Source organism: Paenibacillus sp. KS-LC4 (genome assembly GCF_036894955.1).
GTDB lineage: Bacteria > Bacillota > Bacilli > Paenibacillales > Paenibacillaceae > Pristimantibacillus.
Map to the genome: position 1 here is coordinate 2,446,400 of NZ_CP145905.1, position 26,920 is coordinate 2,473,319.

The 26,920-nt window shown below is 47.5% G+C and carries 21 protein-coding genes, 2 tRNA genes and 2 pseudogenes; 22 read left to right on the forward strand and 3 right to left on the reverse strand.

The window, feature by feature from the left end:
- Positions 1–26: 26 nt before the first annotated feature.
- The 13 genes from V5J77_RS10410 (at position 27) to V5J77_RS10470 (ending at position 15,418) form a co-directional block, all read left to right on the forward strand.
- A complete protein-coding gene (locus V5J77_RS10410; RefSeq protein WP_338555699.1) occupies positions 27–1,316 on the forward strand; it encodes a dihydroorotase in 1,290 nt (429 codons plus the stop codon).
- Positions 1,317–1,378: 62 nt separating this feature from the next.
- Positions 1,379–2,530 carry a carbamoyl phosphate synthase small subunit gene (locus V5J77_RS10415; protein WP_338555700.1) on the forward strand — a complete coding sequence of 384 codons (1,152 nt, stop codon included), beginning with the start codon at positions 1,379–1,381 and terminating at the stop codon, positions 2,528–2,530.
- Positions 2,517–5,738 carry a carbamoyl-phosphate synthase large subunit gene (gene carB, locus V5J77_RS10420; RefSeq protein ID WP_338555701.1) on the forward strand — a complete coding sequence of 1,074 codons (3,222 nt, stop codon included), beginning with the start codon at positions 2,517–2,519 and terminating at the stop codon, positions 5,736–5,738. Before V5J77_RS10415 ends, carB begins: the two co-directional genes overlap by 14 nt.
- Before the next feature lie 134 nt (positions 5,739–5,872).
- Positions 5,873–6,604, forward strand: a complete 732-nt coding sequence (gene pyrF, locus V5J77_RS10425; protein ID WP_338555702.1) for an orotidine-5'-phosphate decarboxylase — start codon at positions 5,873–5,875, stop codon at positions 6,602–6,604.
- A 1-nt stretch (position 6,605) separates the two neighbouring features.
- Positions 6,606–7,253, forward strand: coding sequence for an orotate phosphoribosyltransferase (gene pyrE / locus V5J77_RS10430; protein ID WP_338555703.1), 648 nt, complete (start codon positions 6,606–6,608; stop codon positions 7,251–7,253).
- A 319-nt stretch (positions 7,254–7,572) separates the two neighbouring features.
- A complete protein-coding gene (locus tag V5J77_RS10435; RefSeq protein WP_338555704.1) occupies positions 7,573–8,343 on the forward strand; it encodes an ABC transporter ATP-binding protein in 771 nt (256 codons plus the stop codon).
- Positions 8,309–9,382, forward strand: coding sequence for an efflux RND transporter periplasmic adaptor subunit (locus tag V5J77_RS10440; RefSeq protein WP_338555705.1), 1,074 nt, complete (start codon positions 8,309–8,311; stop codon positions 9,380–9,382). Before V5J77_RS10435 ends, V5J77_RS10440 begins: the two co-directional genes overlap by 35 nt.
- A gap of 3 nt (positions 9,383–9,385) precedes the next feature.
- A complete protein-coding gene (locus V5J77_RS10445) occupies positions 9,386–12,313 on the forward strand; it encodes an ABC transporter permease (protein WP_338555706.1) in 2,928 nt (975 codons plus the stop codon).
- A gap of 5 nt (positions 12,314–12,318) precedes the next feature.
- Positions 12,319–13,203, forward strand: coding sequence for an ABC transporter ATP-binding protein (locus V5J77_RS10450; protein ID WP_338555707.1), 885 nt, complete (start codon positions 12,319–12,321; stop codon positions 13,201–13,203).
- A 6-nt stretch (positions 13,204–13,209) separates the two neighbouring features.
- Positions 13,210–14,793 carry an extracellular solute-binding protein gene (locus V5J77_RS10455; RefSeq protein ID WP_338555708.1) on the forward strand — a complete coding sequence of 528 codons (1,584 nt, stop codon included), beginning with the start codon at positions 13,210–13,212 and terminating at the stop codon, positions 14,791–14,793.
- A gap of 127 nt (positions 14,794–14,920) precedes the next feature.
- Positions 14,921–15,085, forward strand: a complete 165-nt coding sequence (locus tag V5J77_RS10460; protein ID WP_172455662.1) for a hypothetical protein — start codon at positions 14,921–14,923, stop codon at positions 15,083–15,085.
- Between the two features lie 149 nt (positions 15,086–15,234).
- A tRNA-Ile gene (locus V5J77_RS10465) sits at positions 15,235–15,311 on the forward strand.
- A 21-nt stretch (positions 15,312–15,332) separates the two neighbouring features.
- A tRNA-Leu gene (locus tag V5J77_RS10470) sits at positions 15,333–15,418 on the forward strand.
- A 177-nt stretch (positions 15,419–15,595) separates the two neighbouring features.
- Here V5J77_RS10470 and V5J77_RS10475 read toward each other — a convergent pair.
- Complete coding sequence (locus V5J77_RS10475) at positions 15,596–15,772, reverse strand: hypothetical protein (RefSeq protein ID WP_338555709.1); 177 nt, start codon at positions 15,770–15,772, stop codon at positions 15,596–15,598.
- Positions 15,773–16,030: 258 nt separating this feature from the next.
- Here V5J77_RS10475 and V5J77_RS10480 point away from each other — a divergent pair, with 258 nt between their 5' ends.
- The 8 genes and pseudogenes from V5J77_RS10480 to V5J77_RS10515 all read left to right on the forward strand — a co-directional run bounded on the left by V5J77_RS10480 (position 16,031) and on the right by V5J77_RS10515 (position 23,224).
- On the forward strand, positions 16,031–16,765 hold the full coding sequence (locus V5J77_RS10480; RefSeq protein WP_338555710.1) for an NERD domain-containing protein: 735 nt from the start codon (positions 16,031–16,033) through the stop codon (positions 16,763–16,765).
- A gap of 23 nt (positions 16,766–16,788) precedes the next feature.
- The gene (locus V5J77_RS10485) at positions 16,789–17,418 is read left to right on the forward strand and encodes a hypothetical protein (protein ID WP_338555711.1); all 630 of its coding nucleotides are present in this window, start codon (positions 16,789–16,791) and stop codon (positions 17,416–17,418) included.
- A pseudogene (locus V5J77_RS10490) lies at positions 17,418–17,852 on the forward strand (DUF6884 domain-containing protein); the annotation flags it as partial. The gene V5J77_RS10485 and the pseudogene V5J77_RS10490, both read left to right, overlap by 1 nt.
- Positions 17,853–18,249: 397 nt before the next feature.
- Positions 18,250–19,311 (forward strand): hypothetical protein, encoded by a 1,062-nt coding sequence (locus V5J77_RS10495; protein ID WP_338555712.1) that lies wholly within the window; start codon positions 18,250–18,252, stop codon positions 19,309–19,311.
- Positions 19,312–19,620: 309 nt separating this feature from the next.
- Positions 19,621–20,331 (forward strand): glucosaminidase domain-containing protein, encoded by a 711-nt coding sequence (locus V5J77_RS10500; protein ID WP_338555713.1) that lies wholly within the window; start codon positions 19,621–19,623, stop codon positions 20,329–20,331.
- 56 nt (positions 20,332–20,387) lie between these two features.
- A pseudogene (locus V5J77_RS10505) lies at positions 20,388–20,908 on the forward strand (gamma-glutamyl-gamma-aminobutyrate hydrolase family protein).
- Between the two features lie 530 nt (positions 20,909–21,438).
- Positions 21,439–21,960, forward strand: coding sequence for a pyridoxamine 5'-phosphate oxidase family protein (locus V5J77_RS10510; protein ID WP_338555714.1), 522 nt, complete (start codon positions 21,439–21,441; stop codon positions 21,958–21,960).
- A 37-nt stretch (positions 21,961–21,997) separates the two neighbouring features.
- Positions 21,998–23,224: a benzoate/H(+) symporter BenE family transporter gene (locus V5J77_RS10515; protein ID WP_338556699.1), complete on the forward strand. Its 1,227-nt coding sequence runs from the start codon at positions 21,998–22,000 to the stop codon at positions 23,222–23,224.
- A gap of 80 nt (positions 23,225–23,304) precedes the next feature.
- Here the strand turns inward: V5J77_RS10515 and V5J77_RS10520 are convergent, their stop codons facing one another.
- Complete coding sequence (locus V5J77_RS10520; RefSeq protein ID WP_338555715.1) at positions 23,305–24,735, reverse strand: PLP-dependent aminotransferase family protein; 1,431 nt, start codon at positions 24,733–24,735, stop codon at positions 23,305–23,307.
- 409 nt (positions 24,736–25,144) lie between these two features.
- Here V5J77_RS10520 and V5J77_RS10525 point away from each other — a divergent pair, with 409 nt between their 5' ends.
- Positions 25,145–25,945, forward strand: a complete 801-nt coding sequence (locus V5J77_RS10525) for an alpha/beta hydrolase-fold protein (RefSeq protein ID WP_338555716.1) — start codon at positions 25,145–25,147, stop codon at positions 25,943–25,945.
- Between the two features lie 5 nt (positions 25,946–25,950).
- On the opposite strand, the gene V5J77_RS10530 is transcribed toward V5J77_RS10525, so the two are convergent.
- The gene (locus V5J77_RS10530; protein ID WP_338555717.1) at positions 25,951–26,874 is read right to left on the reverse strand and encodes an AraC family transcriptional regulator; all 924 of its coding nucleotides are present in this window, start codon (positions 26,872–26,874) and stop codon (positions 25,951–25,953) included.
- Positions 26,875–26,920: the final 46 nt, after the last annotated feature.

Below are 26,920 nucleotides of genomic sequence, written 5' to 3' on the forward strand. Positions count from 1 at the left end.
AGATGAAATCGGGAGGGTGAACCAATATGTCCTTGTGGATTATTAACGGCAGCGTATGGGATACAGCTGCAAGTGGCCTAGTGAAGCAGCATATTCGAATTGAGGATGGCAAAATCGCCGAGCTTGCAAGCGGCGAGGCAGCGCCAGATACAGGTTCAGCAGAAGTGATTGACGCAGAGGGCAAGCTCGTATCAGCAGGCTTTATTGATATGCACGTCCATTTGCGTGATCCCGGCTTCGAATATAAAGAAGACATTGCAACAGGGACGCGTTCAGCAGCGAAGGGTGGATTTACAACCATCGCCTGCATGCCGAATACTCGCCCGGTGACAGATACACCTGAAACGATTGAATACATTTTGAACAAAAATGCGAAGGAAGGCATCGTTCGCGTCCTGCCTTACGCCGCCATTTCCAAAAATCAGCTCGGACGTGAGCTGACGGATTTTGCAGCGCTGAAGGCGGCAGGCACGATTGGCTTTACCGACGATGGTGTCGGCGTACAAAGCGCCCAAATGATGAAGGATGCGATGGCGCTGGCAAAGTCGCTTGACATGCCAGTCATTGCGCACTGCGAAGATAATACGCTCGTTGAGGGCTTGTTCGTCTCGGAAGGCAAGTTCTCCAGCGAGAACGGACTGAAGGGCATTCCGAATGAATCGGAAGCGATTCATGTTGGCCGCGACATTTTGCTCGCCGAAGCGACAGGCGTTCATTATCATGTCTGCCACGTCAGCACCGAGCAATCGGTAAGGCTGATCCGCCTTGGCAAGCAAATCGGCGTCAACGTAACCGCTGAGGTTTGCCCGCATCATCTAGTGCTGTCGGACGAGGACATTCCAGGCTTTGATGCCAATTGGAAAATGAACCCGCCGCTGCGCACGCCGCGCGATGTGGCCGCGGTCATTGAAGCGCTGGAGGACGGCACGATCGACATGATCGTAACGGATCATGCCCCGCATAGCGCGGAAGAGAAAGCTCGCGGCATGCAGCTTGCGCCGTTTGGAATCGTCGGCTTTGAGACAGCCTTTCCGCTGCTGTACACGCAGTTCGTCAAAACCGGCAAATGGACGCTTGGCTTCCTGCTTGATCGTATGACGGCTGACCCGGCACGAGTGTTCAAGCTTGAGACAGGCCGCTTGGCAGCAGGTGCGCCAGCGGATCTGACGATTGTGGATCTGGATAGCGAGCGTGCAGTTGATCCTTCAACCTTTGCCTCGCGCAGCAACAACACGCCTTTCGGCGGCTGGAAGCTGCAAGGCTGGCCGGTAGCGACAATCGTAAATGGCAAGGTTGTATGGTCGGAGCAAGCATAAGAGCGTTAACTTGGATATGCTAATTGACATATAGGAATACGAAGACCTGAGGAGTGAGACGGATGCAAGCGAGATTATTATTGGAAGATGGAACATTGTTTACAGGATTATCCTTCGGCGCGGAAGTGCAAACGATGGGTGAGGTTGTTTTTAATACAGGAATTACGGGATATCAGGAAGTATTGTCTGATCCATCCTATTGTGGACAAATCGTCACGATGACTTATCCACTAATCGGCAACTACGGCATTTCGCGCGATGACTTTGAGTCGATTCGCCCTTATATCCATGGTTTTGTCGTACGCCGTAATGAGCCGGTGCCGAGCAACTGGCGCGCCCAATATTCGCTTGAGCAGCTGCTTAAGGAATATAGCATTCCGGGCATCAGCGAAATCGACACGCGTATGCTTACACGGATTTTGCGTCAGCATGGTACGATGAAAGGTCTGCTTACGACAGGCAACGAGCGCATTGAGGAACTGCAAGAGCGTCTTGGCTTATCTACACTGATGACGGATCAAGTGGCACGCACTTCGACAAAGCATGTATTTTCCAGCCCAGGCAATGGCGAGCGCATTGTGCTCGTAGACTTTGGCGCTAAAAGCGGTATTTTGCGCGAGCTGACTAAACGCGGCTGTGATGTCGTAGTTGTGCCTCATGACACGACGGCTGAAGAAATTCGCCGCCTTGCACCGGATGGCATTCAGCTTTCCAACGGCCCTGGGGACCCGAAGGATGTTCCACATGCGGTTAAAATGATTTCCGAGCTGCTCGGAGAGTACCCGATTTTCGGTATTTGCCTTGGACATCAGCTGTTCGCACTCGCTTGCGGCGCTGATACAACGAAGCTTAAATTCGGCCACCGCGGCGGAAACCATCCAGTGAAGGAGCTGGCGACGAACCGTTGCTATATTACTTCCCAGAACCATGGCTACACTGTACTTGAAGATTCGATTGCAAGCTCCGGTCTGAGCGTAACGCATATCAATAACAATGACCGTACGATTGAAGGGCTGAAGCATAATACGCATCCAGCATTTTCGGTGCAATACCACCCGGAGGCTGCTCCAGGACCGTATGATTCCAGCTACCTGTTTGACGAATTCCTGAGTATGATTCGCACACATAAATTAAACAACCCGCCACAGCGTCGTCAAGTCGTACTCGCGGAAACGTTGAAAGTGAAAGGGGAGCTTCAATATGCCCAAAAATAATAAACTCAAAAAAATTCTTGTCATCGGCTCCGGCCCGATTGTAATCGGCCAAGCTGCTGAATTTGACTATGCTGGAACGCAAGCTTGTCAGGCGCTTATGGAAGAAGGCTACGAGGTTGTATTGATCAACAGCAACCCGGCTACGATTATGACAGACACAAATATGGCGGATAAAGTATACATCGAGCCAATTACCCTTGAATTTGTATCGCAAATTATTCGTCAGGAGCGTCCAGACGGCTTGCTGCCGACGCTTGGCGGCCAAACAGGTCTGAACATGGCAGTAGAGCTGGCTCGCGCTGGCGTATTGGAAGCGGAAAATGTACAGCTTCTCGGCACGCAGCTGACAGCTATTGAGAAAGCGGAGGACCGCGATTTGTTCCGCGAGCTGATGCGCGAGCTGGAGCAGCCGGTACCTGAAAGCGACATCGTAACGACTGTAGAAGCAGCAGTGGCTTTTGCCAATGAAATTGGCTACCCGATTATCGTTCGTCCTGCCTACACGCTTGGCGGTACAGGCGGCGGAATTTGCGCAAATGAAGAAGAATTGCTGGAGACGGTTGCTTCAGGTATTCGTTACAGCCCAATCGGCCAATGTCTAATTGAAAAGTCGATTGCCGGCATGAAGGAAGTTGAATATGAAGTTATGCGTGATGCGAACGACAACTGTATCGTTGTCTGCAACATGGAAAACTTCGACCCGGTTGGCGTACATACTGGCGACAGTATCGTAGTAGCGCCTAGCCAAACGCTGTCGGATCGCGAGTATCAAATGCTTCGTTCCGCTTCGCTTAAAATTATTCGCGCTTTGAACATCGAAGGCGGCTGTAACGTACAGTTCGCGCTTGATCCACAAAGCTTCCAATATTATGTAATCGAAGTTAACCCGCGTGTTAGCCGCTCCTCGGCGCTGGCTTCCAAAGCGACAGGCTACCCGATTGCCAAAATGGCTGCTAAAATTGCCATTGGCTATACGCTTGATGAAATCGTGAACCCAGTAACAGGTCAGACCTATGCTTGCTTCGAGCCTACGCTGGATTATATCGTATCGAAAATTCCACGCTGGCCGTTTGACAAGTTCGTAAATGCAAACCGCAAGCTCGGCACGCAAATGAAGGCGACAGGCGAGGTTATGGCGATTGGCCGTACGTTCGAGGAGTCGATGCATAAAGCAGTACGTTCCCTTGAAATTGGCACGCATCGCATTCATTTGAAGGAAGCGGCAGACCTGAGCGAGGATGTGCTGCGCACGCGCCTTCAAAAGCCGGATGATGAGCGTATGTTCCTCGTAGCGGAAGCGTTCCGCCGTGGTTATGCATTGCAGGAAATTCAAGATTTGACGAACATCGACTGGTGGTTCCTCGACAAAATCGAAGGCATCATTGCATTCGAGGATAAAATTCGCAAGGAAGCGACGCTTTCTCGTGAGACGCTGTACCAAGCGAAGCGCAAAGGCTTCTCCGACCGTTCGATCGCTGAGCTTCGCAAAGAAGGCAACCCGAAGGGCAGCCTTACGAATGAGCATGATATTCGTGCGTACCGTAAAGAGCTTGAAATTGTACCTGTATACAAAATGGTTGATACTTGCGCTGCTGAGTTTGAAGCGAGCACGCCTTACTACTATTCAACATACGAGGTAGAGAACGAGGTAGCGCCTTCGACGAAGGAGAAAGTGCTTGTACTCGGCTCTGGCCCGATTCGGATTGGACAAGGCATTGAGTTTGACTATTCGACGGTTCATGCGGTATGGGCCATTCAGAAGGCTGGCTATGAAGCGGTTATTATCAACAATAACCCTGAGACGGTATCGACCGATTTCAGCACATCGGACCGCCTGTACTTCGAGCCTTTGTTCCTTGAGGATGTTATGAACGTTATTGAGCAAGAGAAGCCAATCGGCGTCATCGTGCAGTTCGGCGGCCAAACGGCGATCAACCTCGCAGCTCCGCTAGCCAAAGCTGGCGTGAAAATTCTTGGCTCCAGCCTGGAGAGCATCGACATGGCAGAGGATCGCAAAAAGTTCGAAGCCTTGCTTCGCGGCTTGAACGTTGCTCAGCCAGAAGGCAGCACAGTAACGTCTGTTGACGAGGCAGTTGCAACAGCTCAAAGACTCGGCTATCCAGTACTCGTTCGTCCTTCTTACGTCTTGGGCGGCCGCGCAATGGAAATCGTATATTCGGATGAAGATTTGCTGAGCTACATGGAAGTAGCCGTGAAAATCAACCCGGAGCATCCTGTCCTCATTGACCGTTATATGCTCGGTATGGAAGCTGAAGTCGATGCCATTTGCGATGGCGACACTGTGCTCATCCCAGGCATTATGGAGCATATTGAGCGCGCAGGCGTTCACTCCGGAGACTCGATTGCCGTGTATCCGCCGCAATCGTTGTCTGACAGCGTGAAGGAGCAAATCGTCGACATTACGATTAAAGTATCGAAGGCGCTGAACGTAGTCGGCCTGGTTAACATCCAGTTCGTTATTCATAACGAGGTTGTTTATGTCATTGAAGTAAATCCGCGTTCGTCACGTACAGTTCCGTTCCTGAGCAAAGTAACGAACTTGCAGATGGCTAACCTTGCGACACAAGCGATTCTTGGCACGAAGCTGGCTGATCTTGGTCATAAAGACGGTCTGTGGCCTGAAGATGAATATGTATCGGTTAAAGTTCCGGTCTTCTCGTTCGCGAAGCTGCGCCGTGTTGACCCTACCTTAACACCGGAGATGAAATCGACGGGTGAGGTTATGGGACGCGATGTGCAATATGCGAAAGCCTTGTACAAAGGCTTGCTAGGCGCAGGCATGAAAATTCCGACAACGGGCTCGATTATTGCGACCGTTGCGGATAAAGATAAAGAAGAAGCGCTCGAATTGCTTCGTGGCTTCTACAGCATTGGCTACAAAATCATTGCAACTGGCGGCACCGCAGCTATGCTGGAAGAAGCAGGCATGACGGTAACGACAGTGAATAAGCTGAGCGAAGGATCACCGAACATTCTTGATCTGATCCGTGAAGGCAAAGCACAATTCGTCTTCAATACGCTGACAAAAGGCAAAACGCCTGAGCGTGACGGCTTCCGGATTCGCCGTGAAGCGGTTGAGAACGGCGTCGTATGTATGACGTCGCTTGATACGGTTCGCGCCTTGCTGCGGATGATGGAAACCATCAACTTCTCCTCGCGTTCGATGCCTACACTGCTGCACAAATAAGTTTTAGCAAGCACGGCCAGCGCCGATTGCCTGCGGCCCGCAAATGGCTTTACCTTTGCGGGTGCGCGTGGCCCGGCGGATGGCCTTTTTAATGCGTATATTTGGCAAAAATACGGCAAAGGGGACGGTTAACGATGAGTTTGACACGGGAACGGGAACAGGCAGCCGGAAAAATTATGGTTGCGCTCGATTATGCGGATGCGGCTTCTGCAGAGCGCTTATTGAATGAGCTGGAAGGTATTCCTTGTTATATGAAGGTGGGCATGCAGCTCTTTTATGCGGCAGGGCCTGCTTTCATAGCGGGTCTTAAGGAACGGGGCTACCGTGTTTTCCTTGATGTAAAGATGCACGATATTCCGAACACGGTCAAAGGCGGCTCAGGCAGCGTGACCCGGCTTGGCGTCGATATGTTCAATGTCCATGCTGCGGGCGGAAGCGCGATGCTTGAGGCAGCGGTCGAGGGCATGGAAGCTGCGCTTGCTGCGGGTCAAGCAAGGCCGAGTATTATTGCGGTGACTCAGCTAACGAGCACCAATCAAACGACGCTCAATGAGCAGATTGGTATTGAGGGCACAGTTGAGCAGGCGGTTCTGCGTTATGCAGAGCTTGCCCGCGCTGCTGGTCTGAATGGCGTAGTAGCATCGCCTGCTGAAGTGCAGGCCATCAAGCAGGCATGTGGCGCTTCCTTCCAGACAGTGACGCCAGGCATTCGCCCGAAGGGTGCCGATATAGGCGACCAATCGCGCATTATGACACCAGCTGAAGCGTTAAAGCAAGGAACAGATTACATGGTAATCGGTCGGCCAATTACGGCAGCCGCTAATTCAAGAGCAGTATTAGAAGCCATTATTGAGGAGCTGATTTAAGATGAGCCAAGTTAAACTTTCAGAGTTGCCTAAAACAATTGCGGCCAGCCTGCTCGAAATCGGAGCAGTAGCCCTTAGTCCAAATGAGCCATTTACATGGACATCAGGTCTGAAGTCGCCGATCTATTGCGACAATCGCCTCACGATGTCTTACCCAGCTATTCGCGAGCTCGTTGCGGATGGCTTCGCAGCTGTTATCCGCGAGCGTTATCCGGATGTTGAAGTCATCGCGGGCACCTCGACAGCCGGTATTCCCCATGCAGCTTGGGTCGCGCATAAGCTTGGATTGCCAATGGCTTACATCCGCGACAAAGCGAAGGGTCATGGCAAGCAGAACCAAATCGAAGGCCGCATTGAGCCTGGGCAAAAGGTTGTTGTCATCGAGGATTTGATTTCAACTGGAGGCAGCTCGCTTAAAGCGGGGCTTGCCGTTCGCGAGGCAGGTGCCGAGGTGCTAGCGGTGCTAGCGATTTTTACCTACCAGTTCGAGCAGGCGACTTCGGCATTTGCCGAGGCAAACATGCCGCTTGAAACGTTATCCAATTATTCCGAGCTGATTGAAGCAGCCGTAGAGCTTGGCAAGGTGAAGAGCGATGATATGCTGAAATTGCAAGCATGGCGCGAAGATCCGCAATCGTTTGGCAAATAGTGCAAGCAGTGCTCCAGCCTTTTCCATCCGGAAGGGCTGGAGTTTTTTTATTATAGGCTCATTCATAAGTATTTTATTTATAATGGGTCTAAATCTCAACGCAGAACGATAGCTTAGCCGTCAGAAAACGGCTTCAGCCGTTTACGCTTGTCATGATTCAAGTTTACGTAAAAATTTTAAAATCTTCGGTGATTTTTGTAACTTTTTGCTGTAATCGTTCGTCTAACACGTTAAGATGAGAATTATGAAGTTTTTTTAATTGAGCAGCCTGATTGTCATCCTAGGGCGCTCTGCTTAAGAGGAGGTAGAGAAATCAGCTATGATATTTAGCAAGAAAAAAAAGGATGAGCAACCGGCACAGCAGCCCGACCTAGTGGAGGAAGAAAAGCAGGATCTAAAGCTAGAGAAAGAAGTACATAATGAAACACTGCTTTCCGTTGTGAATGTTGAACGGGTATTTCAAGCTGGCGGCGCGCCGTTGCGCGTGCTCAAAGGCATTAATATGCAGCTTCGCCAAAATCAGCTCGTTATGCTTCGCGGCCGTTCCGGCTCGGGCAAGACTACGCTGCTGAACTGTCTAGGCGGACTAGATACGCCAACGGAAGGCGAAATCTGGTTCAACGGCAGGCCCTTTCATAAGCTGAGCGACGACAAGCGTACACTTGTCAGGCGCAAGGAAATGGGCTTTATTTTCCAGGCGTTCGCCTTGATGCCGCTGCTGTCTGCGAAGGAAAATGTCGAGCTGTCGCTGAGGATGGCCGGCGTTCCGCGTGCAACGTGGAAGGAGCGGGTGAACCACTGCCTGGAGCTGGTTGGTCTGGAGAAGAGGATGAACCATCGGCCCTTCGAGCTATCGGGGGGAGAGCAGCAGCGCGTAGCTATCGCGAAGGCGATTGCCCATAAGCCGATCCTGCTGCTGGCGGATGAGCCAACCGCAGAGCTGGATTCAAACATGTCCGCTCAAATTATGAATGTTTTTAAAACCATTATTCGCACGGAACAAGTCACGATCTGTATGACGACACATGATCCTACTATTATGGAGGTTGCCGACCATGTCTATGAAATGGTTGACGGGAAATTTATTTAAGCGTCCCGCAATATTAAGTCTTGCTGCAATCATGTTAATAACTAGCGGCTGCTCCCTGCTGCCCGCTGAAGATGAAGAGGAAGTTTTGCCTTCCATTGCACCGCCTCAAATTTCCAAGAAGCCAGAGTACGAGGTAACGACAGCTACGCTGGAGACGAAGGTTAATGTTATCGGCAAGCTGATTTCGTCTCGCGAGGAGCCTGTTTTTTTCACTCTGGATGGTAAAAACCTGAAGGAGCTGAACATTAAAGTAGGCGATAAAGTGTCCGCAGGGCAGGTCATTGGCCAGCTTGATGTCGATTCCCTCTCCAAGACGCTGCGCATGGATAAGCTGGCCTTCCGCAAGGAAGAGACAGCGATGAAGGAAGCGCTGAGAACACGCGATGAGATGGACCCGATCGAATTTGAGGAAAGATTAATTTTATTTGAAGAGAAGAAGCAGGCACTGGTCGATCAGGAGTCTGACATTGCGAAAGCTACGCTGACAGCGCCGATTAGCGGAACGGTTGTTTCGCTCAACGTCGAGAAGGGGGCAGCAATTAAAGCATATAGCACAATTGCGGTCATTGCCGATACAACGACGCTTATTCCAGCAGCGAAGCTGACGAAGGATGAGCGGGCCAAAATCGTCGTCGGCATGCCGATTGTAGCTGAAATCAGCAATGCTGGCCAGTTCAAAGGCACGGTAAAAATGATGCCGTTAACCAATGACGATTCCACTGGCGGCAACAACGGTGGCGGCACCGGAACGAATACGGATAAAGAGAAGCCGGAAGATTTTATGCAGGTAGAAATTAAAAATATGCCAAAAAACTTAACTCGCGGCACCCCGCTTTCGATCAGCATTATTACGAAGCGCAAGGAAAATGTCATTGTAATCCCGCCATCTACACTACGTTCCATTGGATCGCGTACGTACGTGCAGGTCATTGATGAGGATGGCAAACGTGAAGTGGACGTAGAGGTTGGACAGCAAACGGCTACGCAAATCGAGATTTTGAAAGGCTTGGAGCCGGGACAGAAAGTTGTAGGTCGATAGCCGATGGGAGTGCCTCTATTGCGATTTTTGTTCCGCAAAATGTGGAACACCCGTTGGCTGACCTTTAGCGCCTTGGCGGGGCTGACGATTGCGGTTGCTTTTGCAACCAGCATCCCGATGTATGCGGATGGAGCGCTCAAGCGTGTAGTCGCTGCTTCACTCAAAGAGAAAAGCACCGGCTTGCCGGCAGGCTCGCTGCTGATGCGGTATCAGTCGCCAGGCGGCCAGACAACCAATCTTTCAGCCTTGACTGAGGTCGACCGATACATTAAAGAGGATGTACCGAATGAAATCGGGTTTGCTTATCAGCACTTTGTTCGCAGCTTGTCGCTCCGCGGCGCCGATGTCGTGCCAGAAGACCCGACTAAGGTGGATGCGAGCCGTACTCGTCAGATGACACTGATGTCGATGACAGAACTCGAAGGCAAGACCGAAATTACGCAAGGAAGCTGGTTTACCGACAAGGTCGATAAGGACGGCGTAATGGAAGCGGTCATGCTTGAAGAAGCGATGTATCGCAATGATGTTCATATTGGAGATGTTTTCGAATACCCGATTTATAGCGGACTGAATTTAACGCTGCGCGTCAAAGTCGTCGGTGCTGTCAAGCCGCTGAATGACACCGATCCTTATTGGTATCAAGGGCTTGAAGGACTGATGAATACGCTCCAGATTCACGAGAATGTGTTTTTGAAGACGCTGCTGGAGCAGCAAAAAATTCCGCTTAACAATGCAAGCTGGTATTATGCCTTCGATTTGTCACAAGTGAAGACGAGTCAGCTTTCACCGCTCGGAAGAACGCTGGATCGCTTAAATATAGAGCTGTATCAGCGTTTGACGGACACGAAGGTGGAAATTTCATTTGCCGATACACTCATTGAATTTAAGCGGCAGAGCTTGCAGCTTCAGACGCTGCTATTTACGCTGGCAGCTCCAATGCTTGCAATGGTGTTTTATTTTATCGCGATGAATGCCCGGCAGTCTCTCGATAAGCAGCGCAGCGACATTGCGGTGCTCCGCAGCCGCGGCGCTGGAACGAGGCAAATCATTTGGATTTATTTGCTGGAGGGCTTGCTCCTTGGGGCGATCGCTTTAGTATGCGGCCCGTTCCTCGGCTGGTTTATGGCGAAAAGCATCGGCTCGGCCAATGGCTTCCTGTCCTTCGTCAATCGGTCGTCCATCCCTGTCGGCTTCTCGACAGAGGCGATGATTGCTGGCGTGGCTGCCGTTGTGCTGGCGCTGCTCTCGACCATTATTCCGGCGATTATTTATGCCAGATCTTCGATTGTAAGCTATAAGAGGGATCTGGCACGCTCGGACCGCAGTCCGTTTTGGCAGCGCTGGTTTATTGATGTTTTGCTGCTTGGCGCAGCCGGATATGGCTGGTATATGTTCAATCAGCGCCAGATGCTGACCTTTCAGACGGGACTGACGACGGACCAGCTTAATGTGCAGCCGTTTCTGTTTTTCGTGCCGGCGTTATCCATTTTTGCAATGGGATTGTTTTTCCTGCGGTTGTTCCCGTGGCTGCTGAAGGTGTTTAACTGGCTGGGCCGCAAGTTTTTGCCCGTTCCGCTTTATTTAACGCTTACCCAGCTATCGCGTTCTTCCAAAGGCTATTATCCTTTAATGATTTTGCTCGTACTGACTCTCGGGCTTGGTGTATATAACGCATCTGCCGCCCGTACGATTGATTTGAACTCGACGGAGCGCACGCTGTATAAATTCGGTACGGACGTCGTCATTAAGACGAATTGGGACGGAACGCCAGAGATCAAATATACCGGTGGAAATAATGGAAACGGCGGCGGCAATGGCGGCAGCGGTGGAAATGGCTCCGGCGGTGGCGGGTCGTCAGGCGGCGGCTCTGGTGGTGCTGGCGGAGGGTCCGGCGGCGGTGGAGGCGGTGCGCAGCAGCCTGTGCCTACGCGCATTTTGTACAGTGAACCGCCGTTTGAGCTGTTCCGCAAAATGGAAGGCGTTGAAGCAGCAGCACGCGTGCTGCAAACGAAAGGGAATATCGTCGTATCGGGGCGCTCCATCGGTCAGGGCACGGTGATGGGCATCGACAATGTCGATTTCTCCAAGGTAGCTTGGTTCCGCAATGACTTGTTCCCCACACATCCGTTTACGTATTTGAACTACCTAGGGATGTATGAGCAAGCGGCGCTTATTCCAACTGGAGTAGCGGAGAAATATCAGCTTAAACCGGGAGATACCATATCGGTTGGCTTTACGGATGGCAAGCTGGATTTTGTGGTCGTAGGCATCCTGCCTTATTGGCCGACGCAATATCCGGATCAATCGCCGTTCGTCATTACGAATCTCGATTACATTTACGATCAGCTTCCGATTATGCCTTATGAGGTGTGGCTCAAAATGAAGGATGGCGCCAAGGTTGCGCCGATTTTGGAGGAGCTGCAAAGGCAGGACATTGATGTGGCTACCATCAAGGATGTACGCAATGAACTGATTATCCAGTCCAAGCTTCCGACTCGAGGTGGCGTATTCGGCATTCTCAGTCTCGGCTTCCTCGTATCGGTCATCGTTACATTGACGGGGTATGTGCTGTATTGGTTCTTTAATCTTTCAGGACGGGTCGTGCAATTTGGCGTACTGCGGGCGATGGGGCTGTCACGCCGGCAGCTTACGGGCATGCTCATGCTGGAGCAGCTGTTTACAGCGGGGCTTTCCATCGGTCTAGGCGTTTTGATCGGCAAGCTGACGAGTCTGCTGTTCCTGCCATTCCTGCAAACGGCGGAAAATGCGACAGAAACGGTGCCGCCGTTCCGCGTCGTCTTCGAAGCGAAGGATACGAATCAGCTGTTTATCGTCGTCGCTTTCATGATGATTACTGGAGCGCTGCTGCTCTTCCTGCATATTCGCAGGCTGCGGGTGCATCAGGCGGTTAAAATGGGAGAGGAGCGCTAACAGCTATGATCGATTGCGAAGGCTTAGTCAAAATTTACAAAACGGATGATCTCGAGGTTGTCGCTTTGCAAGGTCTTAATCTTAAAGTAAACCCGGGCGAGCTAATGGCGATTATCGGGAACAGCGGAAGCGGGAAGTCGACGCTGCTCAATATTTTGGGCGGCCTCGACCACCCGTCTGCTGGTCAAGTCAGAGTAGGGCCATGGGATTTGCTGAAAATCAACCCGGACGATCTCGTGAAATACAAGCGGGAAACAGTCGGTTTTATATGGCAAAATAATGCCCGCAACCTGCTGCCATATTTAACGGCATTGGAAAATGTCGAAATGCCGATGATGCTTTCGGGCAAGGTCGACCGGGCCTATGCCAAGCAGCTGCTGGAATGGGTAGGGCTCAAGGAGCGAATGCACAACAAGCTCCATCAATTATCCGGCGGGGAGCAGCAGCGGGTCGCGATTGCCATTTCCTTGTGCAATCGTCCGCAGCTGCTGCTGGCGGATGAGCCGACGGGATCGGTAGATACCGCCACGTCGGATCTGATTATGAATATTTTTCGCAAGCTGAACCGGGAAATTGGCATTACGATTGTCATTGTTACCCACGATCTGTCACTTGCGGGCAAAGTGGACCGTGTCGTTGCGATTCGCGATGGCTTGACGAGTACCGAGTTCATTAAGCGCAATCCCAATATGAATACGGTTGGGGGTGAGGAAGAGCAAACAGGCAAAGGGCTTCAGGCTGTGCATGAAGCTTATGTCGTCGTAGACCGGGTGGGAAGACTCCAGGTGCCGAAGGAATATTTAACCGCACTAGGCATCACAGATAAAGCGACAATGGAGTTTGATGGTGAGCGAATCGTCATTTCGCCGCCTAAATCATTAGGGGGGTAATATAGGATGGAGAAACGGTTGTCTAATAGAAAAATGATTAAAAAGTGGGTTGTGGTCCCTGCGACACTGATGGTGGCGACATCAATTTTGGCAGCTTGTACCGGCGGTGCCCAAAGTACAGCGGAGAAGCATGTCCTTCGTATAGGTGTACTATATGGCGGAGCAGATAATGAACCGTACTTCCGTTCGCAATATACCGATACGTATGAAATGATGAACCCGGAGGTCGATTTTGAAATCGTAAGCGCGATTGACTACTCGGATATGCGCTTCCAGACTCCAGATGAGAATGGCAATATCGACCAGCCAGATCCATATGCGAAAATGAAAGAGATGCTGACAGGCGATAATCCTGTCGATGTTGTTGTATTGGATTACAGCATGCTGCGCCGTCTAGTGCAGGATAACTTGCTGAAGCAGCTTGATCCATTGATCAGCCAAAGCAAATTCGATTTGACGGATTATGTGCCGACTGTCATTGACGGCATTAAATCGGCAGGCGACAACAACATTTATGCGCTGACGCCAACGTTCAGCTCATCGGCTCTTTTTTACAATAAAAAGCTGTTTGAAGAAAATGGCGTAGAGCCGCCTACTGACAATATGACCTGGAAGGACGTTATGGACAAAGCTCGTCTTATGAGCAAGGGAGAGGGCGCTGACCGCAAATATGGCATGACCTTCAGCCGTTGGAACGGCGGCGATTTCAACTCCGATGTCCAAACGTACAGCTCGGCGCTTCAATTGAAAATGTGGGATGATAAAGGCGAGAAAATGCTGGTCAACACGCCGCAATGGGAAACTGTATGGAATACGATCGCAGGATTGTACAGAGAAGACATTGTGCCGGACCAAGACGATATTAACAAAATCAATGAAGAGTCGAACAAGGCTTCCGAGGACGGCAACTACGTGTACAACCCGACGCAAGGCGATTTGTTTGCGAGTGGCAAAGTAGCGATGACGATTGCTGATTACTATTATGTGAACGAGCTGAACTCTACGATGAACAATGCCTCCAAAATTAAAGGCTTCGAGGCGTTTGATTGGGATGTCGTCACTTATCCGACCCATGAGGAAGCACCAGGCATTGGCGGCAATATTTCCTTCAGCCAGCTGATGGGGATTAATAACAATGCTCAGAACCCCGAGGATGCTTGGAAATTCATTCAATTTACAAACAGCAAGGAATGGGCGGAAATGAAATCCCGCAGCACGTATGAGCTTGTAGCGCGCAAGGAGTTCCTAAAGCCTAAAAACGGCATGAATTACAACATTGACGCGTTTACTTCCCTTAAACCGATTCCGCCGCAAAGCGTGGATACCGAGCAGTTGTTCCGCGACAAGCCGGGCATTTGGGAAGCGCAAAATGCTTCTTATGAATTGTTCCAGAAGGTCATTAAAGGCGATATCACTTCGAAGGAAGCGCTCGCTGAGTGGGAAACGAAGGGTAATTCTATACTGGAGAAGCTTAAGAAACAGCCGGCCAAGACAGATTCCTCCAATGCGGCTGACGGTGGCAGCACGGATGATGCCAGCACGCAAGTAGAGGAAGAAGAAACAACAGCAACAGAAGTGCCAGCAGGCTAAAAAAAGAGCGTCCCGTATGAAGCCTGAAATGGCTCTGTGCGGGACGTTTGTTTTTGCAGGTGTAAAAGTCGATGGATTACTGTATTTGGCCTTTATTGGGTATTCTAAGGAGTGAGGAGGGATACCAATGAGGTGGATCTATTGGGTTCGATTATATGAGACAAAATTTCAGGCAGGCTGCCTGGTGCGGAGAATGGAAAATGATTGGTGGATCTACGGCTACGAATGTCCGCAGGAGGTCGAGGTTTTTCGCTCCAAGCGGGGACGTTACGGCGTGAGATTTTTGATTTAATTAAAAAGATTAAAAAAATGAAGAAAAATGCTTGACTTCACTATCTCATATATTGTATATTAATTGATGTCGCCATTTCAAATTGATGCGCTGTACGAATGGAATATATAGCCGCTTTCTATTAAATCGTCTTACTAGACGTTTTATGAGGGCCCTTAGCTCAGTTGGTTAGAGCGGTCGGCTCATAACCGATTGGTCGGGGGTTCGAGTCCCTCAGGGCCCACCATTGTACACCTCAATCTATTATGCCGGGGTGGCGGAATTGGCAGACGCACAGGACTTAAAATCCTGCGGTAGGTGACTACCGTACCGGTTCGATCCCGGTCCTCGGCATACAGAAAACACCTTGAGAAATCAAGGTGTTTTTCTTTTGTGTACTTATACAAAATTAGAGTGCTGTGCATTTTAAACTAAGGACACAGGATTAATTAATAAACCTCCTTTAGCTATCTGACTAAATCAGATGACCATAGGAGGTTTTTTCGTAGCTTATGACTTGAAAAGCGCCGATCAGGCAATCTTTTTTTGAGCCTGAATAATTTCTTTTACTAACTCCTCAGATAAACTGTCTTTGTCAGAATAGCGTGCAGCTTGGATAGCAGGTTTGCTCATTTCAAGACATGCGGGCTTCTCTTGAATTGCTTTGACTAATAGGTATATCAGAACGATTGGTGCTTTTTGATCCATCTATATACCTATTATTTTTACCTAAAAGCAGGAAAATAGTCGTAAGAGGTCGAAAGTGTATGCCTTGGAATTATTTGTGTCGCTTATTCTTTGAACATTAACCTATTCTTTTAAGAGGAATCTTCATACTTGGGGGATTGATCATTTATTTCAAGGTTACGGATCAACATATCATATAAGCTGGATAGATGGCGCAAAGCAGATCAAGGCAGGATGAGACGAACGAAAATATAGAAAAAACAAAGATAGAGGTACCTAATGATATATTTACTTGCTGGACTAATGTTAATGCTAGTCATACTTTCAAAATCACCCATTTTTAAAGGCTTTATTGGCGAAGTTTCTGTTCGTTCAAAGCTAAAAAAGCTTAATCCGAAAGAGTATATCATTCTAAATGATATCATGCTTAAGAAGGCGGATGGAAGAACATCGCAAGTTGACCATATAGTGATATCGAAATACGGTGTGTTCGTCATTGAGACTAAAAATTATACAGGTTGGATCGTAGGCAATGAGAAAGCGGAATATTGGACACAGGTGATCTATAAGCGTAAAGAGAAGCTATACAATCCAATACGTCAAAATTATGGACATATTAAAGCGATAGAAGCTGCGCTGGATGACACTACGATTCCAATTATCTCTATTATTGCCTTCAGTACACGGGCAGATTTAAAGCTGGAGCCGATGAGTGCGGAGGTAATCTACACCACCAAACTGGTGCCTACCATAACGAAATATAATGTTCCCGTGCTGACGGGCAGCCAGGTAAAGCGTATACACGATATATTATCAACAAGCACGGTTAACGACAGACAAGAGAGAAAGCAGCATGTGAAGGTTATTAAAGAGAATCTGAACGTAAACAGAGCAAAAACAACTAGTGGCATTTGTCCAAGGTGCGGGAATCAATTGATGAAGCGTAATGGGAAAAATGGTGCTTTTATTGGCTGCAATAGCTATCCAAGATGTAGATTTACCAGCAATGCATAAATATTTGGATTGTGAGGGGTAGTATGAACACTGTATGCAGCGAGCTTCATCATTTTGCTTGGCAATTACCCAGGTACAACTTCACCTTCGATAAAAAGCTAATTCCGCAAAACGGAATATACCTCCTATTTGAAAAAGGAGAGCGAGGTCACGGCAGTGATCGCATTGTTCGAATTGGGGCACATACTGGCGTAAATCAACTTCGTTCACGGCTCATGCAGCATTTTACGAATGAGAAGAAGGACAGAAGTATTTTTCGCAAAAACATTGGAAGATGCCTCTTGCATCAAGCGAATGACCCTTATCTTGCCGTATGGGAGCTCGATGCGACTTCATCAAAAAATAAAAGTAGTTATAGTCATCTCATTATGCCCGATTATCAGAAAGAAATTGAACAGCAGGTTAGCAGCTATATGCGCGAGAATTTTACTTTCACAGTGCTGGAAGTTCCAAGCAAGGAAGATCGGATTTATTTTGAATCGAGAATTGTTTCTACTGTGTCCTTATGCAAGGAGTGCTCTTGCTCCCAATCGTGGTTAGGGTTGTCTTCTCCAAAAGCTAAGATTAGAGAGAGTGGGCTTTGGCAAGTAAACGAGCTGTACAAGACAGGCTTGTCAGTGGAAGATTTTCAAAGATTGGTGGAAAGTACCTAATGGACAAACGTTTATGTATCATCCCTTGCGGTTCAGCAAAAATATGGGATAAGCAGCCAACTGCGGGACCTCAGAAAGCGAAGAATGTATATACGGGGGTATTCGCAGGAACTTGTCAAAGATATGCGGAGGCTTTTTTTGACCACTGGGTTATTTTGTCCGCTAAGCATGGATTTCTATTTCCTGATGAAATTATTGAGGAGAGCTACAATGTAACATTCACGAAGCCATCTGATGGAGTAATAGGTATAGATCAACTGAAAGAGCAAGCTAGAACTAAAGGACTCCTTGATTTCAAAGAAATAACCGTCTTGGGCGGGAAACATTATATAGATCGTGCCGTGAGGGTGTTTGAGCAGGGGAGCTCACTAGATTTTCCGCTTAGCGATTGTAAAGGTATGGGCTATATGCTCCAAAAGCTGACGAGTGCGCTTGGCTCTAATGTTACAATCCCAACAAATGAGAAGAAGAGCGTAACAGAAAAAGCAAATGATTCAGACAGAGTGATGGGTAAGTATGCCCCATTGTACCATTACATAAGAATTCAAACAGATGAAACAATCACCTTATCGCTTGAGCAGATTGAATCAATCTTGGGCTTCAAGCTACCAGCATCAGCATTCAAATATCGTGCTTGGTGGTCGAATGATAAGACCCATTCACATGCAAAAGCATGGTTATTTGCTGAATGGAAAGTGGATATTGTAAGTTTGCCATCTATTAACTTTAGAAAAATGGATAAATTATGAGGACTATAATGAATTTTGTTTGTTTTGACTATCTGGGCTAAGTATATAAATTGGGATATAACTCAACAGGAGTGGATACCAAATGAAAATTGAAATAGCTGAATCTCTAATGTTGTCTTGGTTAAGACATGCAAAAAACTGTCAAATGGTTCAACTAAACTGGAAGCCATCGGTTAGTTCATGGGAATTACACAACGAAAACACCATTGAGTCAGTAATGAAGAGTACTGATGCATACTTTAGCGAGAAGCATGGGTTGGACTTGTTTAAGAAGAACAGCTCAGTAGGTCAACTTCTTCAACAGGGAGAAATTGATGCTCTTGGTATCGAGATAAACAGTGGCGGCGTTCTGAGCATATACGCAATTGATGTAGCATTTCATGAAAATGGACTGAACTATGGCTCCAAGGAAGAGACTATCGCCAGAGTTATGAAGAAGATGGTTCGCACAGCTATGATTCTCCACGGGTTCTTTAACGTGATTAAAGGGGAAATCATCTTTGCCTCGCCTAAAGTTTATGGGATCATTAGCAACCCTTTGCAGGAGTATCTCCAGGAATTACAGCAGCTACTTCAAAGCTTAGGATTGAACTTTCATTTCTCGTTTATCTGCAATGAGGATTTCAAAAATAAGATTTATAACGTTGTGACAGCGCTATCCAGCACAGTTGCAGATACGTCGGAGTTATTCATGAGGGCGGTTCAGATGTCAAATATGTTTGCTGACGATACTGGTGTTGCGAAATTAGTTAAGGAACGTAAGCAAAGGGCAATAGGGAGCATTAATAAAACCAGAGAAACGGGATTTGATGAAATGAAAATTGGTATTCTCGTCAAATCCACCTTTGTTAGACTAAGTCATGATGAGCAAATTGATCCAGCTGAAGTTGAACGGCTTCAACAAGTTGATTATTCTAAAAAGACGTTTAATATCAATTACCCTGTATTGAAGGAATATGATGCTATAAAATCTCTTTCTAGCCAACGTACAGTTAATGGCTATCCACGATATTATGCTGACCTTTATTTTGTCCGAGAAAAACGGTATTTGTTATGCAACCATTGGGTTGAGGAACAAAGTAGAAGCTACTTTGAGTCATGGTTAAACAGAGTAGGGACGAGGCAGCATTCACACCTAGAGTAATCCTCCTAGATGCTTCATCGGTGTGGTAACTGTAGTCCTAAAAAAAAGAGAAAGCGCCATTTGTAGCAATTTTCAGAGTTTCGAGATTTTAATTACTGGCATCCTTGCTGGACAAGCTGCTCGTGATGTCGGGGCTAATTTTCTACGTACTGTCGGTCTATCCTATCGCAAATGGCTATGATTTATGGCTAATGCCTACCGATTCGGGTGGGAGAACTACTTCTAAAACTATTGTTAAAATGATAGTTTCAGAACTATAAGTAATCGTTAATAGAGCTTCCCAAAGAGGAGCTAAAGGAGGAAAAGGCAATGACTCAGTATAGTCGAGCGGCGTTTATCGAGACATTAGCGCCTCATGTTTTGCGAGCTCGGCGGGAGGGATCGCCGATGCTGCCATCGGTGAGACTCGCTCAAAATATTTTGGAAACTGGCTGCAAAATTCACGATTGGAATAATCTTGGCGGCATTAAAGTCGGTAAAGGTAAGCCTAACGCCTACTGGCGTGGGAAGGCGGTCAATAAAGGAACATGGGAGGAGTACAACGGTAAGACGGTCAATATCACGGCTGCATTTAGGGCATATGATACCCTGTATGATTTTTACAAGGATCAAGATCTATTGTTTGGCCTCAGTCGTTACGCCCGTGTAAGGGCAGCTCAAACACCGGAGGAGCAAGCAGCAGCGCTGTGTGCCTGTGGATATGCGACTGACTCGGCTTATGCAAGCAAGCTGCTGGCAATTATTAAAGCGAATGACCTTAAAAAATATGATGTTGTTGAGGCAGATGCACATGAACATGCACATAAAGATGCACATACAGATGTAGAGGCAAATGCAGTAGCAGATGAACAAGAAATGAAGCTATCTGTGGCTCAGAAGAAAATGCTAGTAGCGGCGCTGCAATCCCTATTTGATCAAAAGGTAATTACAGACAAGACATGGATTGAGAAGGCGCAAAAAGGAACGCTTACCCTGTGGGAGTTGACCTGGCTAAATACGATTATACTCGCACGTAAATAAGTGAAAGCCCTACCGACCCAATAGTTAGTGAAGACGCAGGTGGAATTCCGTTTGTATTGCCACTTACCTCAGATGCAGAGAATATAACTCGAATAGCGGATATGTTTGACGGCTTTCTTTTTACAGGCGGGCACGATATTAATCCTGAAATTTATGGGGAGCAGATAGAGGCTGTTTGCGGAGAGCTGTGTCAGGAGCGAGATGTGATGGAGAGCGCCTTATTCAAACAAGTGATAGATTTGGATAAACCAGCATTCGGAATCTGCCGTGGATTACAGCTGTTTAACGCCTTGCTAGGAGGCATGTTGTATCAAGATATTCCGACTCAATTCAAGCCGGAGAGCAGCATTAAACATAAACAAGCTCCTCCATATTCTGAACCTATTTATCATGTGTACATAGAAAAGGAGAACCCCTGCACCGAATCATCGAAACGGAGAACCTTAAAATCAATAGCTACCATCATCAGGGGATTAAGGAGCTGTCCAAGCAACTAATTTCTGTGGCAAAGGCTGAGGATGGTTTAATAGAAGCGGTTATGATGCCTGAGAAAAAGCTTGTTTTAGCCGTTCAGTGACATCCAGAGTGTAGCTAAAAATCGGATATACATAACTTTAGGCTATTTGAGGAATTTGTAAAATCGTGTTAGAGGTTAAACTACAGTGTATGGATTAGCGCAGACATTGAGTCACATGCTACAATTGGGATAAACAATATGGAGCTATAACATCTATCAGTAGCTATATCTATTAAAGGAGGCAAGCGCTTTGAATTCAATATTGTTTATAGCGGGTTGGGCTATAGTTGGCATTTGTATTGGTGGTTTAATTGTGTTTATAAAATCCATGCCTAAGAAAAAATAAGCACGTCATGTTAATCTCGCCGCTTCAGCTGAAGCGGTTTTTCTTTTGCTAACTTTATGTATTTTATTCCCCTTGGTTCCCCCACTCGGCTATACCGTCCTTTTAAAAATTTATCATCAAGGATCTGAACTACTCTACTTAGTTGAAAATATGGACTGCTCAAATGCATAGTTTTTGGATGTACTCATTCAATCCAATGACTGATATACTTACGAAAATTCAGCATTTGAGGAGTGGCCTGAGAATGAATGGAGTTCGTTACAAAATAAGAGAAGTGTTGGACAGTGACCAAATAGATGCCTTTTTGCATAAAGCGCGAATTGGGAATCTGGGCATGGTTGATGGTCAGCTGCCATATGTGGTTCCGCTTAATTTTGTTTGGGCAAAGGGGAAGCTTTATTTTCATGGAGCCGCAGGCGGGAGGCGCAATCAGGTGATGAGTGCGAATTCCGAGGTCTGTTTTACGGTTTGCGAGGAATATGGAACTATTACCGATCCCGTACCTGCTAAGACGGACACGGCATATATGAGTGTTATGATTTTTGGAAAGGCCGAGCTTATTGATGATCTGGACGAGGCTACCTACATGCTGCAAGAAATGCTTCATAAATATGTGCCTGGCTACTATAATCGTCCGTTGTCCAAGCAGCATGTAGACAAATATAGGTCTGCTATTTTCCAATCACCTGTTCAAGTCTACCGGGTTGATCCTTATCATATTACGGCGAAAGCCAATCCAATCGAGGAAGAAAAAATGTACAAATAAGAAAAATGAGGTTGTTAACATGTTAAAGAGAGTGCAAATGAACCCAACATCATCTTCGCTGCGCGGCCGTGATTGGATATCGCCCACTATAGCTGCGTTAATTTCTGTCATTGTCAACTATGGGGGGACATTTATTCTCGTATTTCAAGCGGCAAAGGTCGCGGGTCTGAGTCCCGAAATGACCGCTTCATGGATATTGTCAATTTCCGTAGGCGTGGGGATAACGGGTATATGGCTAAGCTATCGCTATCGTGAACCGATCATTACAGCTTGGTCAACACCAGGTGTGGCTTTTCTTGTGTCGGTATTAGCGATAACTCCCTATGAGGAAGCGATAGGTGCTTATATGATCTCCGCTTTAGGATTTATTGTTCTAGGACTGTCGGGAATGTTCGAAAGGTTCGTCCGGCTTATTCCTCCGGGCATTGCTTCTGGACTGCTAGCAGGTATTTTACTACAGTTTGGTATATCGGCCTTTGGCGGAGCGAAAGCTGATCCTTTGCTGGTCATTGTCTTGTTTGCTGTTTATGTACTATTAAAAAGGTATACGTCCCGTTATGCTATCGTCGGCATTTTAGTTATTGGACTTATTTATTTGATCAGCTTGGGAAAAGTAGATTTCAGCACGATCAAATTAGCTATCGCTTCACCGGTATTCATCGTTCCTGCGTTTTCACTGCATGCTTTATTAGGTGTTGCCTTGCCGTTATTCATTATTACATTGACGGGACAATATATGCCTGGGATGCTAGTCTTGCGAAATGATGGGTTTAAGACGAGTGCGAATCCGATTTTGCTCGTAACGGGCTTGGGCTCGCTTGTAGCAGCGCCATTTGGCTCGCATGCTTTCAATGTAGCAGCTATTACTGCGGCGATTTGTACAGGGAAGGATGCGCACGAGGATTCAACAAAACGTTACATTGCGGGTATTGTCTGCGGCATTTTTTATATAGTTGTTGGGATATTTGGTGTTACGCTGGCTGCTCTGTTTCTAATTCTTCCAGCTACCTTCATCGCGACGTTAGCGGGGCTCGCCTTGCTCGGGACAATTGGCAGCAGCCTTGCGGGCGCTTTAACGGAGCCCAAGGGTCGTGAGACCGCGCTCATTACTTTTTTGGCAACGGCAGCAAATGTTACATTGCTTGGTGTTGGCGGTGCATTCTGGGGTCTGGTTGCAGGCTTGGCCGCACATCTTTTGATCCATGGACAATTTCGCCGCAAACCTAATAAGGCGAGTGGCATACAGCAAGGCGAACAAAAATAATAAGCAGCATGTAATAGGAATATAGGTACAAATGGGCAGAAAGGGCTGGGGTTGCTTTAGCTTAGCCGGAGCTGCTTAAATTATAAAAGCAGCTCCGCAAGACGCTGAATGCCCGTCTCTATTGCTAACTCGTCTACTTTAGCAAAGCCGAGCACCCATCCCTTTCGATCACTTTCCAAACCATAATTGCTAAGTGGATAAACACGTATGCCTTTTTCGAGCGCTTGGTTTGTAGCAGATTGTTCATCAAATGAGTTTTCCGCTTCAAGAAGCATATGCAAGCCCGTCTCTACACCGCTAAGTTTAAACCGTGCACTTAGACCGGTCGCGATGATAGCCTTTGTCATGGCTTCGTGTCTGCGCCGATATACATTTCTGACCCTTCTCATATGGCGCATGAAATGCCCGTGCTCGATAAAATGGGCAAGCGTCAATTGCTCCATAATCGGAAGATGGCGATAGGTTAATTCATGGACATGGGCAAGCTGGCGAATGGCCTCTGTTGGGCCAACAATGGCGGATATTCGAATGCCAGGAGCGACCATTTTGGAAAAACTCATCATATACAGCGTGCTCTGAGGCTGCTGGCTAAACAAGGTTGGGAGTGGGTCGCCGCGATATCGAAACTCGCTATCGTAGTCGTCCTCAACGATCCAAAACTGATGTTGAGCCGCCATATGCAGCAATTGCTGTCTGCGAGGCTCCGACGTAATCACCCCAACTGCACACTGATGTGAAGGAGTAACATAAACAAGCTTTGTTTGAGCGGGAATACGATCTGCTTGTATTCCGTAATCGTCGACAGGGATGGGAAGTACATTCATGTGCCGATATTTCATCGCCATCCATGAAGCAGGAAAGCCCGGATCCTCTACGCAAACGGTTTCTCCTTCATTTAACAGAGCTTGGGCAATTAAATCCAGACTATGCTGTGCGCCCGAGGTTAATATGATTTGATCAATATGGACGTGGACGCCTCGCTCAAGTGACAAATAACGTTGAATCTGCTCGCGCAGCGGCACGAAGCCATAGGGGTTGCCGTAAGCCCAGCTGGCTAAATCTGTTTTTTTGGAGGCTTGTAAAAAAGAGTGTCTCCAGTTTGTTTGAAAATGTTGATCCAAATAAGGCTCGTGCGGGCTAAAGTCGATCTCCACATTTCTATTTTCCTTGCCTCTGAACCAATGCTGCAACTGGCTGACTGCATCGTTTAATAAAGGCAGCTCAGGGGTAACAGGTCCCCCAGTTATAACTTCCTCCATAGAACGGCTTTTCTGGCTCCAGTCGCTAACTCGTGTTCCTCCGCGCCTGGAAGTAACCGTATAGCCTCGACTGAATAATTCCTCATACACAATCTGTATAGTTGAACGAGAGACACCGACGAGCAGGGCGAGCTCACGAGTAGGCAGCAGCAATTCGCCGGGAGGCCAATTTCCGCTCGTAATATTATGTATCGCTTGATCAAGCAGCTGCTGCCAGATGGGACGTGCGTCGTCACGGTTAACTTTGAGCATCTATTTCACCTCTAGTTGTGGTTTCGTCAATAATAGGGCTTGTTCTGTTCATGAATGGGAGCTCTTACTGTAACTTTAAACAAAATAAAGAAATATATCTATATTTATTCATTGCAGGCTCGACGAAAGGTTATAGGCTCTAATCAAAATAATGGATATAATCAAGCGTATAGAACTGTGCCAATGACGGTGATTGTGACCATTCTATTAGCTGCCCTTGCATCTAGGGATTTGACAAAAGGCACCTTAATTGGAGCAATAAAGGGATAAGGGAGTGGGAAGTCGAAGAATAGGTATAAGGAGGGCAAAATATTGGACGTATAAGAAGTCATGGACACGGTTATATTTGATGCTTGCAGCGCTCGAAAACAATCAGCCGCATACAAAAAATAGATAGGGGATATGAACAATGGCAATGATGCAGGTTCATTTTTATTCAAAGTCGATGAGAAGAGAAGTTACCTTTAATGCACTGATTCCATTAGACAAGTTTGAAATGCCGGGACAAGCGGCAGCGGAGAAAAAACCGATGAAGGCACTCTATTTATTAAATGGTTATACGGGAAGCTTCACGGACTGGATTAGCTACACAAGAATTAGGGAGCTTTCCAATAACCACCAAATCGCGGTGTTCATGCCATCCGGAGAAAATCATTTTTATGTGGACGACCCAGGCAAAGGTGAATTATTCGGAGAATATGTCGGCAATGAATTGGTTGCGTTTACAAGGGAAATGTTCCCTTTGTCAGCAAGAAGAGAGGATACCTTTATTGGCGGTTTATCCATGGGCGGCTACGGTGCGATCCGTAATGGCTTGAAGTATGCCGGGAATTTCAGCAAAATTATGGCGTTCTCCTCTGCCATTTTACCCTATCAAATTGCGGGAGCTGCTGAGGATTATCGGGATGGAGTAGCGGATTACAACTATTTTACACGGGTATTCGGCGACTTAAATCAACTGCTAGGGAGCGATAAAGATCCGGAAGCGCTGATTTTAAACCTAAAACGGAGCAACGAGGAGATTCCTCGTATTTATATGGCTTGCGGTACCGAGGATTTTCTACTCGACGTCAATCAGAAGTTCCATAACTTTCTGGTTGCCGAAAATGTTGAAGTCTCGTATACCGAAAGCCCCGGTGCCCATACATGGGACTTTTGGAATGATTACCTCGAAAAAGCGATCCTTTGGGCGCTGGATGATGAAAAATAACGGTTCTATTTGTTTTCGTCATGCGAGCGTCGATACTCACTCGGCGAGGCACCATGCCAGCGCTTGAACTGCCGGCTAAAATGCGAAATATCACGGTAGCCGAGAATGGCGGAAATTTGGCTGATTGACATTTGCGGATCATGAAGCAGCATCTTCGCCTCATGCAGCATCTCGTTAGAGAGAAACACGCGCGGCGATATTTCAAAAACCTTCCTAAACACGCGGTTGCAGTGGGAGACACTAATGCCAAGCTCAGCCGCAATGTCGTCAATACCGTAATGCTGGCTGACTGCAGCAGCATCCTGCTTGAATTGCTGGTAGATAAGACCCTGCAGCTTGTCGCGAATTTGATGAGCCAGTTGGACCTTCTCATAGGAGACGGAGGAGTGGAGGTCGGCCTCCGCAGAAAGGGCTTCCCAAAGCTGGCCGAACAGCTCAAACACAGCGGATTGAAGCCGCATCCGTTCCGTAAGCTTGACTGTGGAATGCTCAGCGAGCTGGCTCGACATTTCAATAACCTTGTTGAGAGCGGGCCTTAATTGCTGGACGACATGGCTATCGGTATCAAACAGAACAGAATCGAGCCGACTTAATAAGGATAAAAACATCCGATCATCAATGTCAAAATGCAGGCAAAAATATGTGAACGGTTTGCCATTCCCGCTTTTGCTGGAGTGGGAGGCGCCTGGCTGAAGGAACATGAGAGCCCCAGCCTGCTGGAAATAAGGACGGTCATTGACGATAAACAATTGCTCGCCCTCAAGCACGTAATTGATTTCATATTGGGGATGGGTATGCACCGGATAGTCCCATTGTCCGCTTACTTTGCGCAAATGCATGCCAAACAGGTTTATCGTTGTTTTGACATCGGGGACAATCGCTTCGCTAATGAATTGCCCCAGTTTAGGCGCTATAAAATTGGCTGCCATCCTGTAACGCCTCCGTTCCATTTCTCACAAATTTCCATGTCATGCT

Bases quoted from the DNA above. Each gene is read 5' to 3' on its own strand.
- V5J77_RS10410 (WP_338555699.1), top strand. From the start codon at position 27: ATGTCCTTGTGGATTATTAACGGCAGCGTATGGGATACAGCTGCAAGT.
- V5J77_RS10415 (WP_338555700.1), top strand. From the start codon at position 1,379: ATGCAAGCGAGATTATTATTGGAAGATGGAACATTGTTTACAGGATTA.
- carB (WP_338555701.1), top strand. From the start codon at position 2,517: ATGCCCAAAAATAATAAACTCAAAAAAATTCTTGTCATCGGCTCCGGC.
- pyrF (WP_338555702.1), top strand. From the start codon at position 5,873: ATGAGTTTGACACGGGAACGGGAACAGGCAGCCGGAAAAATTATGGTT.
- pyrE (WP_338555703.1), top strand. From the start codon at position 6,606: ATGAGCCAAGTTAAACTTTCAGAGTTGCCTAAAACAATTGCGGCCAGC.
- V5J77_RS10435 (WP_338555704.1), top strand. From the start codon at position 7,573: ATGATATTTAGCAAGAAAAAAAAGGATGAGCAACCGGCACAGCAGCCC.
- V5J77_RS10440 (WP_338555705.1), top strand. From the start codon at position 8,309: ATGTCTATGAAATGGTTGACGGGAAATTTATTTAAGCGTCCCGCAATA.
- V5J77_RS10445 (WP_338555706.1), top strand. From the start codon at position 9,386: ATGGGAGTGCCTCTATTGCGATTTTTGTTCCGCAAAATGTGGAACACC.
- V5J77_RS10450 (WP_338555707.1), top strand. From the start codon at position 12,319: ATGATCGATTGCGAAGGCTTAGTCAAAATTTACAAAACGGATGATCTC.
- V5J77_RS10455 (WP_338555708.1), top strand. From the start codon at position 13,210: ATGGAGAAACGGTTGTCTAATAGAAAAATGATTAAAAAGTGGGTTGTG.
- V5J77_RS10460 (WP_172455662.1), top strand. From the start codon at position 14,921: ATGAGGTGGATCTATTGGGTTCGATTATATGAGACAAAATTTCAGGCA.
- V5J77_RS10475 (WP_338555709.1), bottom strand. From the start codon at position 15,772: ATGGATCAAAAAGCACCAATCGTTCTGATATACCTATTAGTCAAAGCA.
- V5J77_RS10480 (WP_338555710.1), top strand. From the start codon at position 16,031: ATGATATATTTACTTGCTGGACTAATGTTAATGCTAGTCATACTTTCA.
- V5J77_RS10485 (WP_338555711.1), top strand. From the start codon at position 16,789: ATGAACACTGTATGCAGCGAGCTTCATCATTTTGCTTGGCAATTACCC.
- V5J77_RS10495 (WP_338555712.1), top strand. From the start codon at position 18,250: ATGAAAATTGAAATAGCTGAATCTCTAATGTTGTCTTGGTTAAGACAT.
- V5J77_RS10500 (WP_338555713.1), top strand. From the start codon at position 19,621: ATGACTCAGTATAGTCGAGCGGCGTTTATCGAGACATTAGCGCCTCAT.
- V5J77_RS10510 (WP_338555714.1), top strand. From the start codon at position 21,439: ATGAATGGAGTTCGTTACAAAATAAGAGAAGTGTTGGACAGTGACCAA.
- V5J77_RS10515 (WP_338556699.1), top strand. From the start codon at position 21,998: ATGAACCCAACATCATCTTCGCTGCGCGGCCGTGATTGGATATCGCCC.
- V5J77_RS10520 (WP_338555715.1), bottom strand. From the start codon at position 24,735: ATGCTCAAAGTTAACCGTGACGACGCACGTCCCATCTGGCAGCAGCTG.
- V5J77_RS10525 (WP_338555716.1), top strand. From the start codon at position 25,145: ATGGCAATGATGCAGGTTCATTTTTATTCAAAGTCGATGAGAAGAGAA.
- V5J77_RS10530 (WP_338555717.1), bottom strand. From the start codon at position 26,874: ATGGCAGCCAATTTTATAGCGCCTAAACTGGGGCAATTCATTAGCGAA.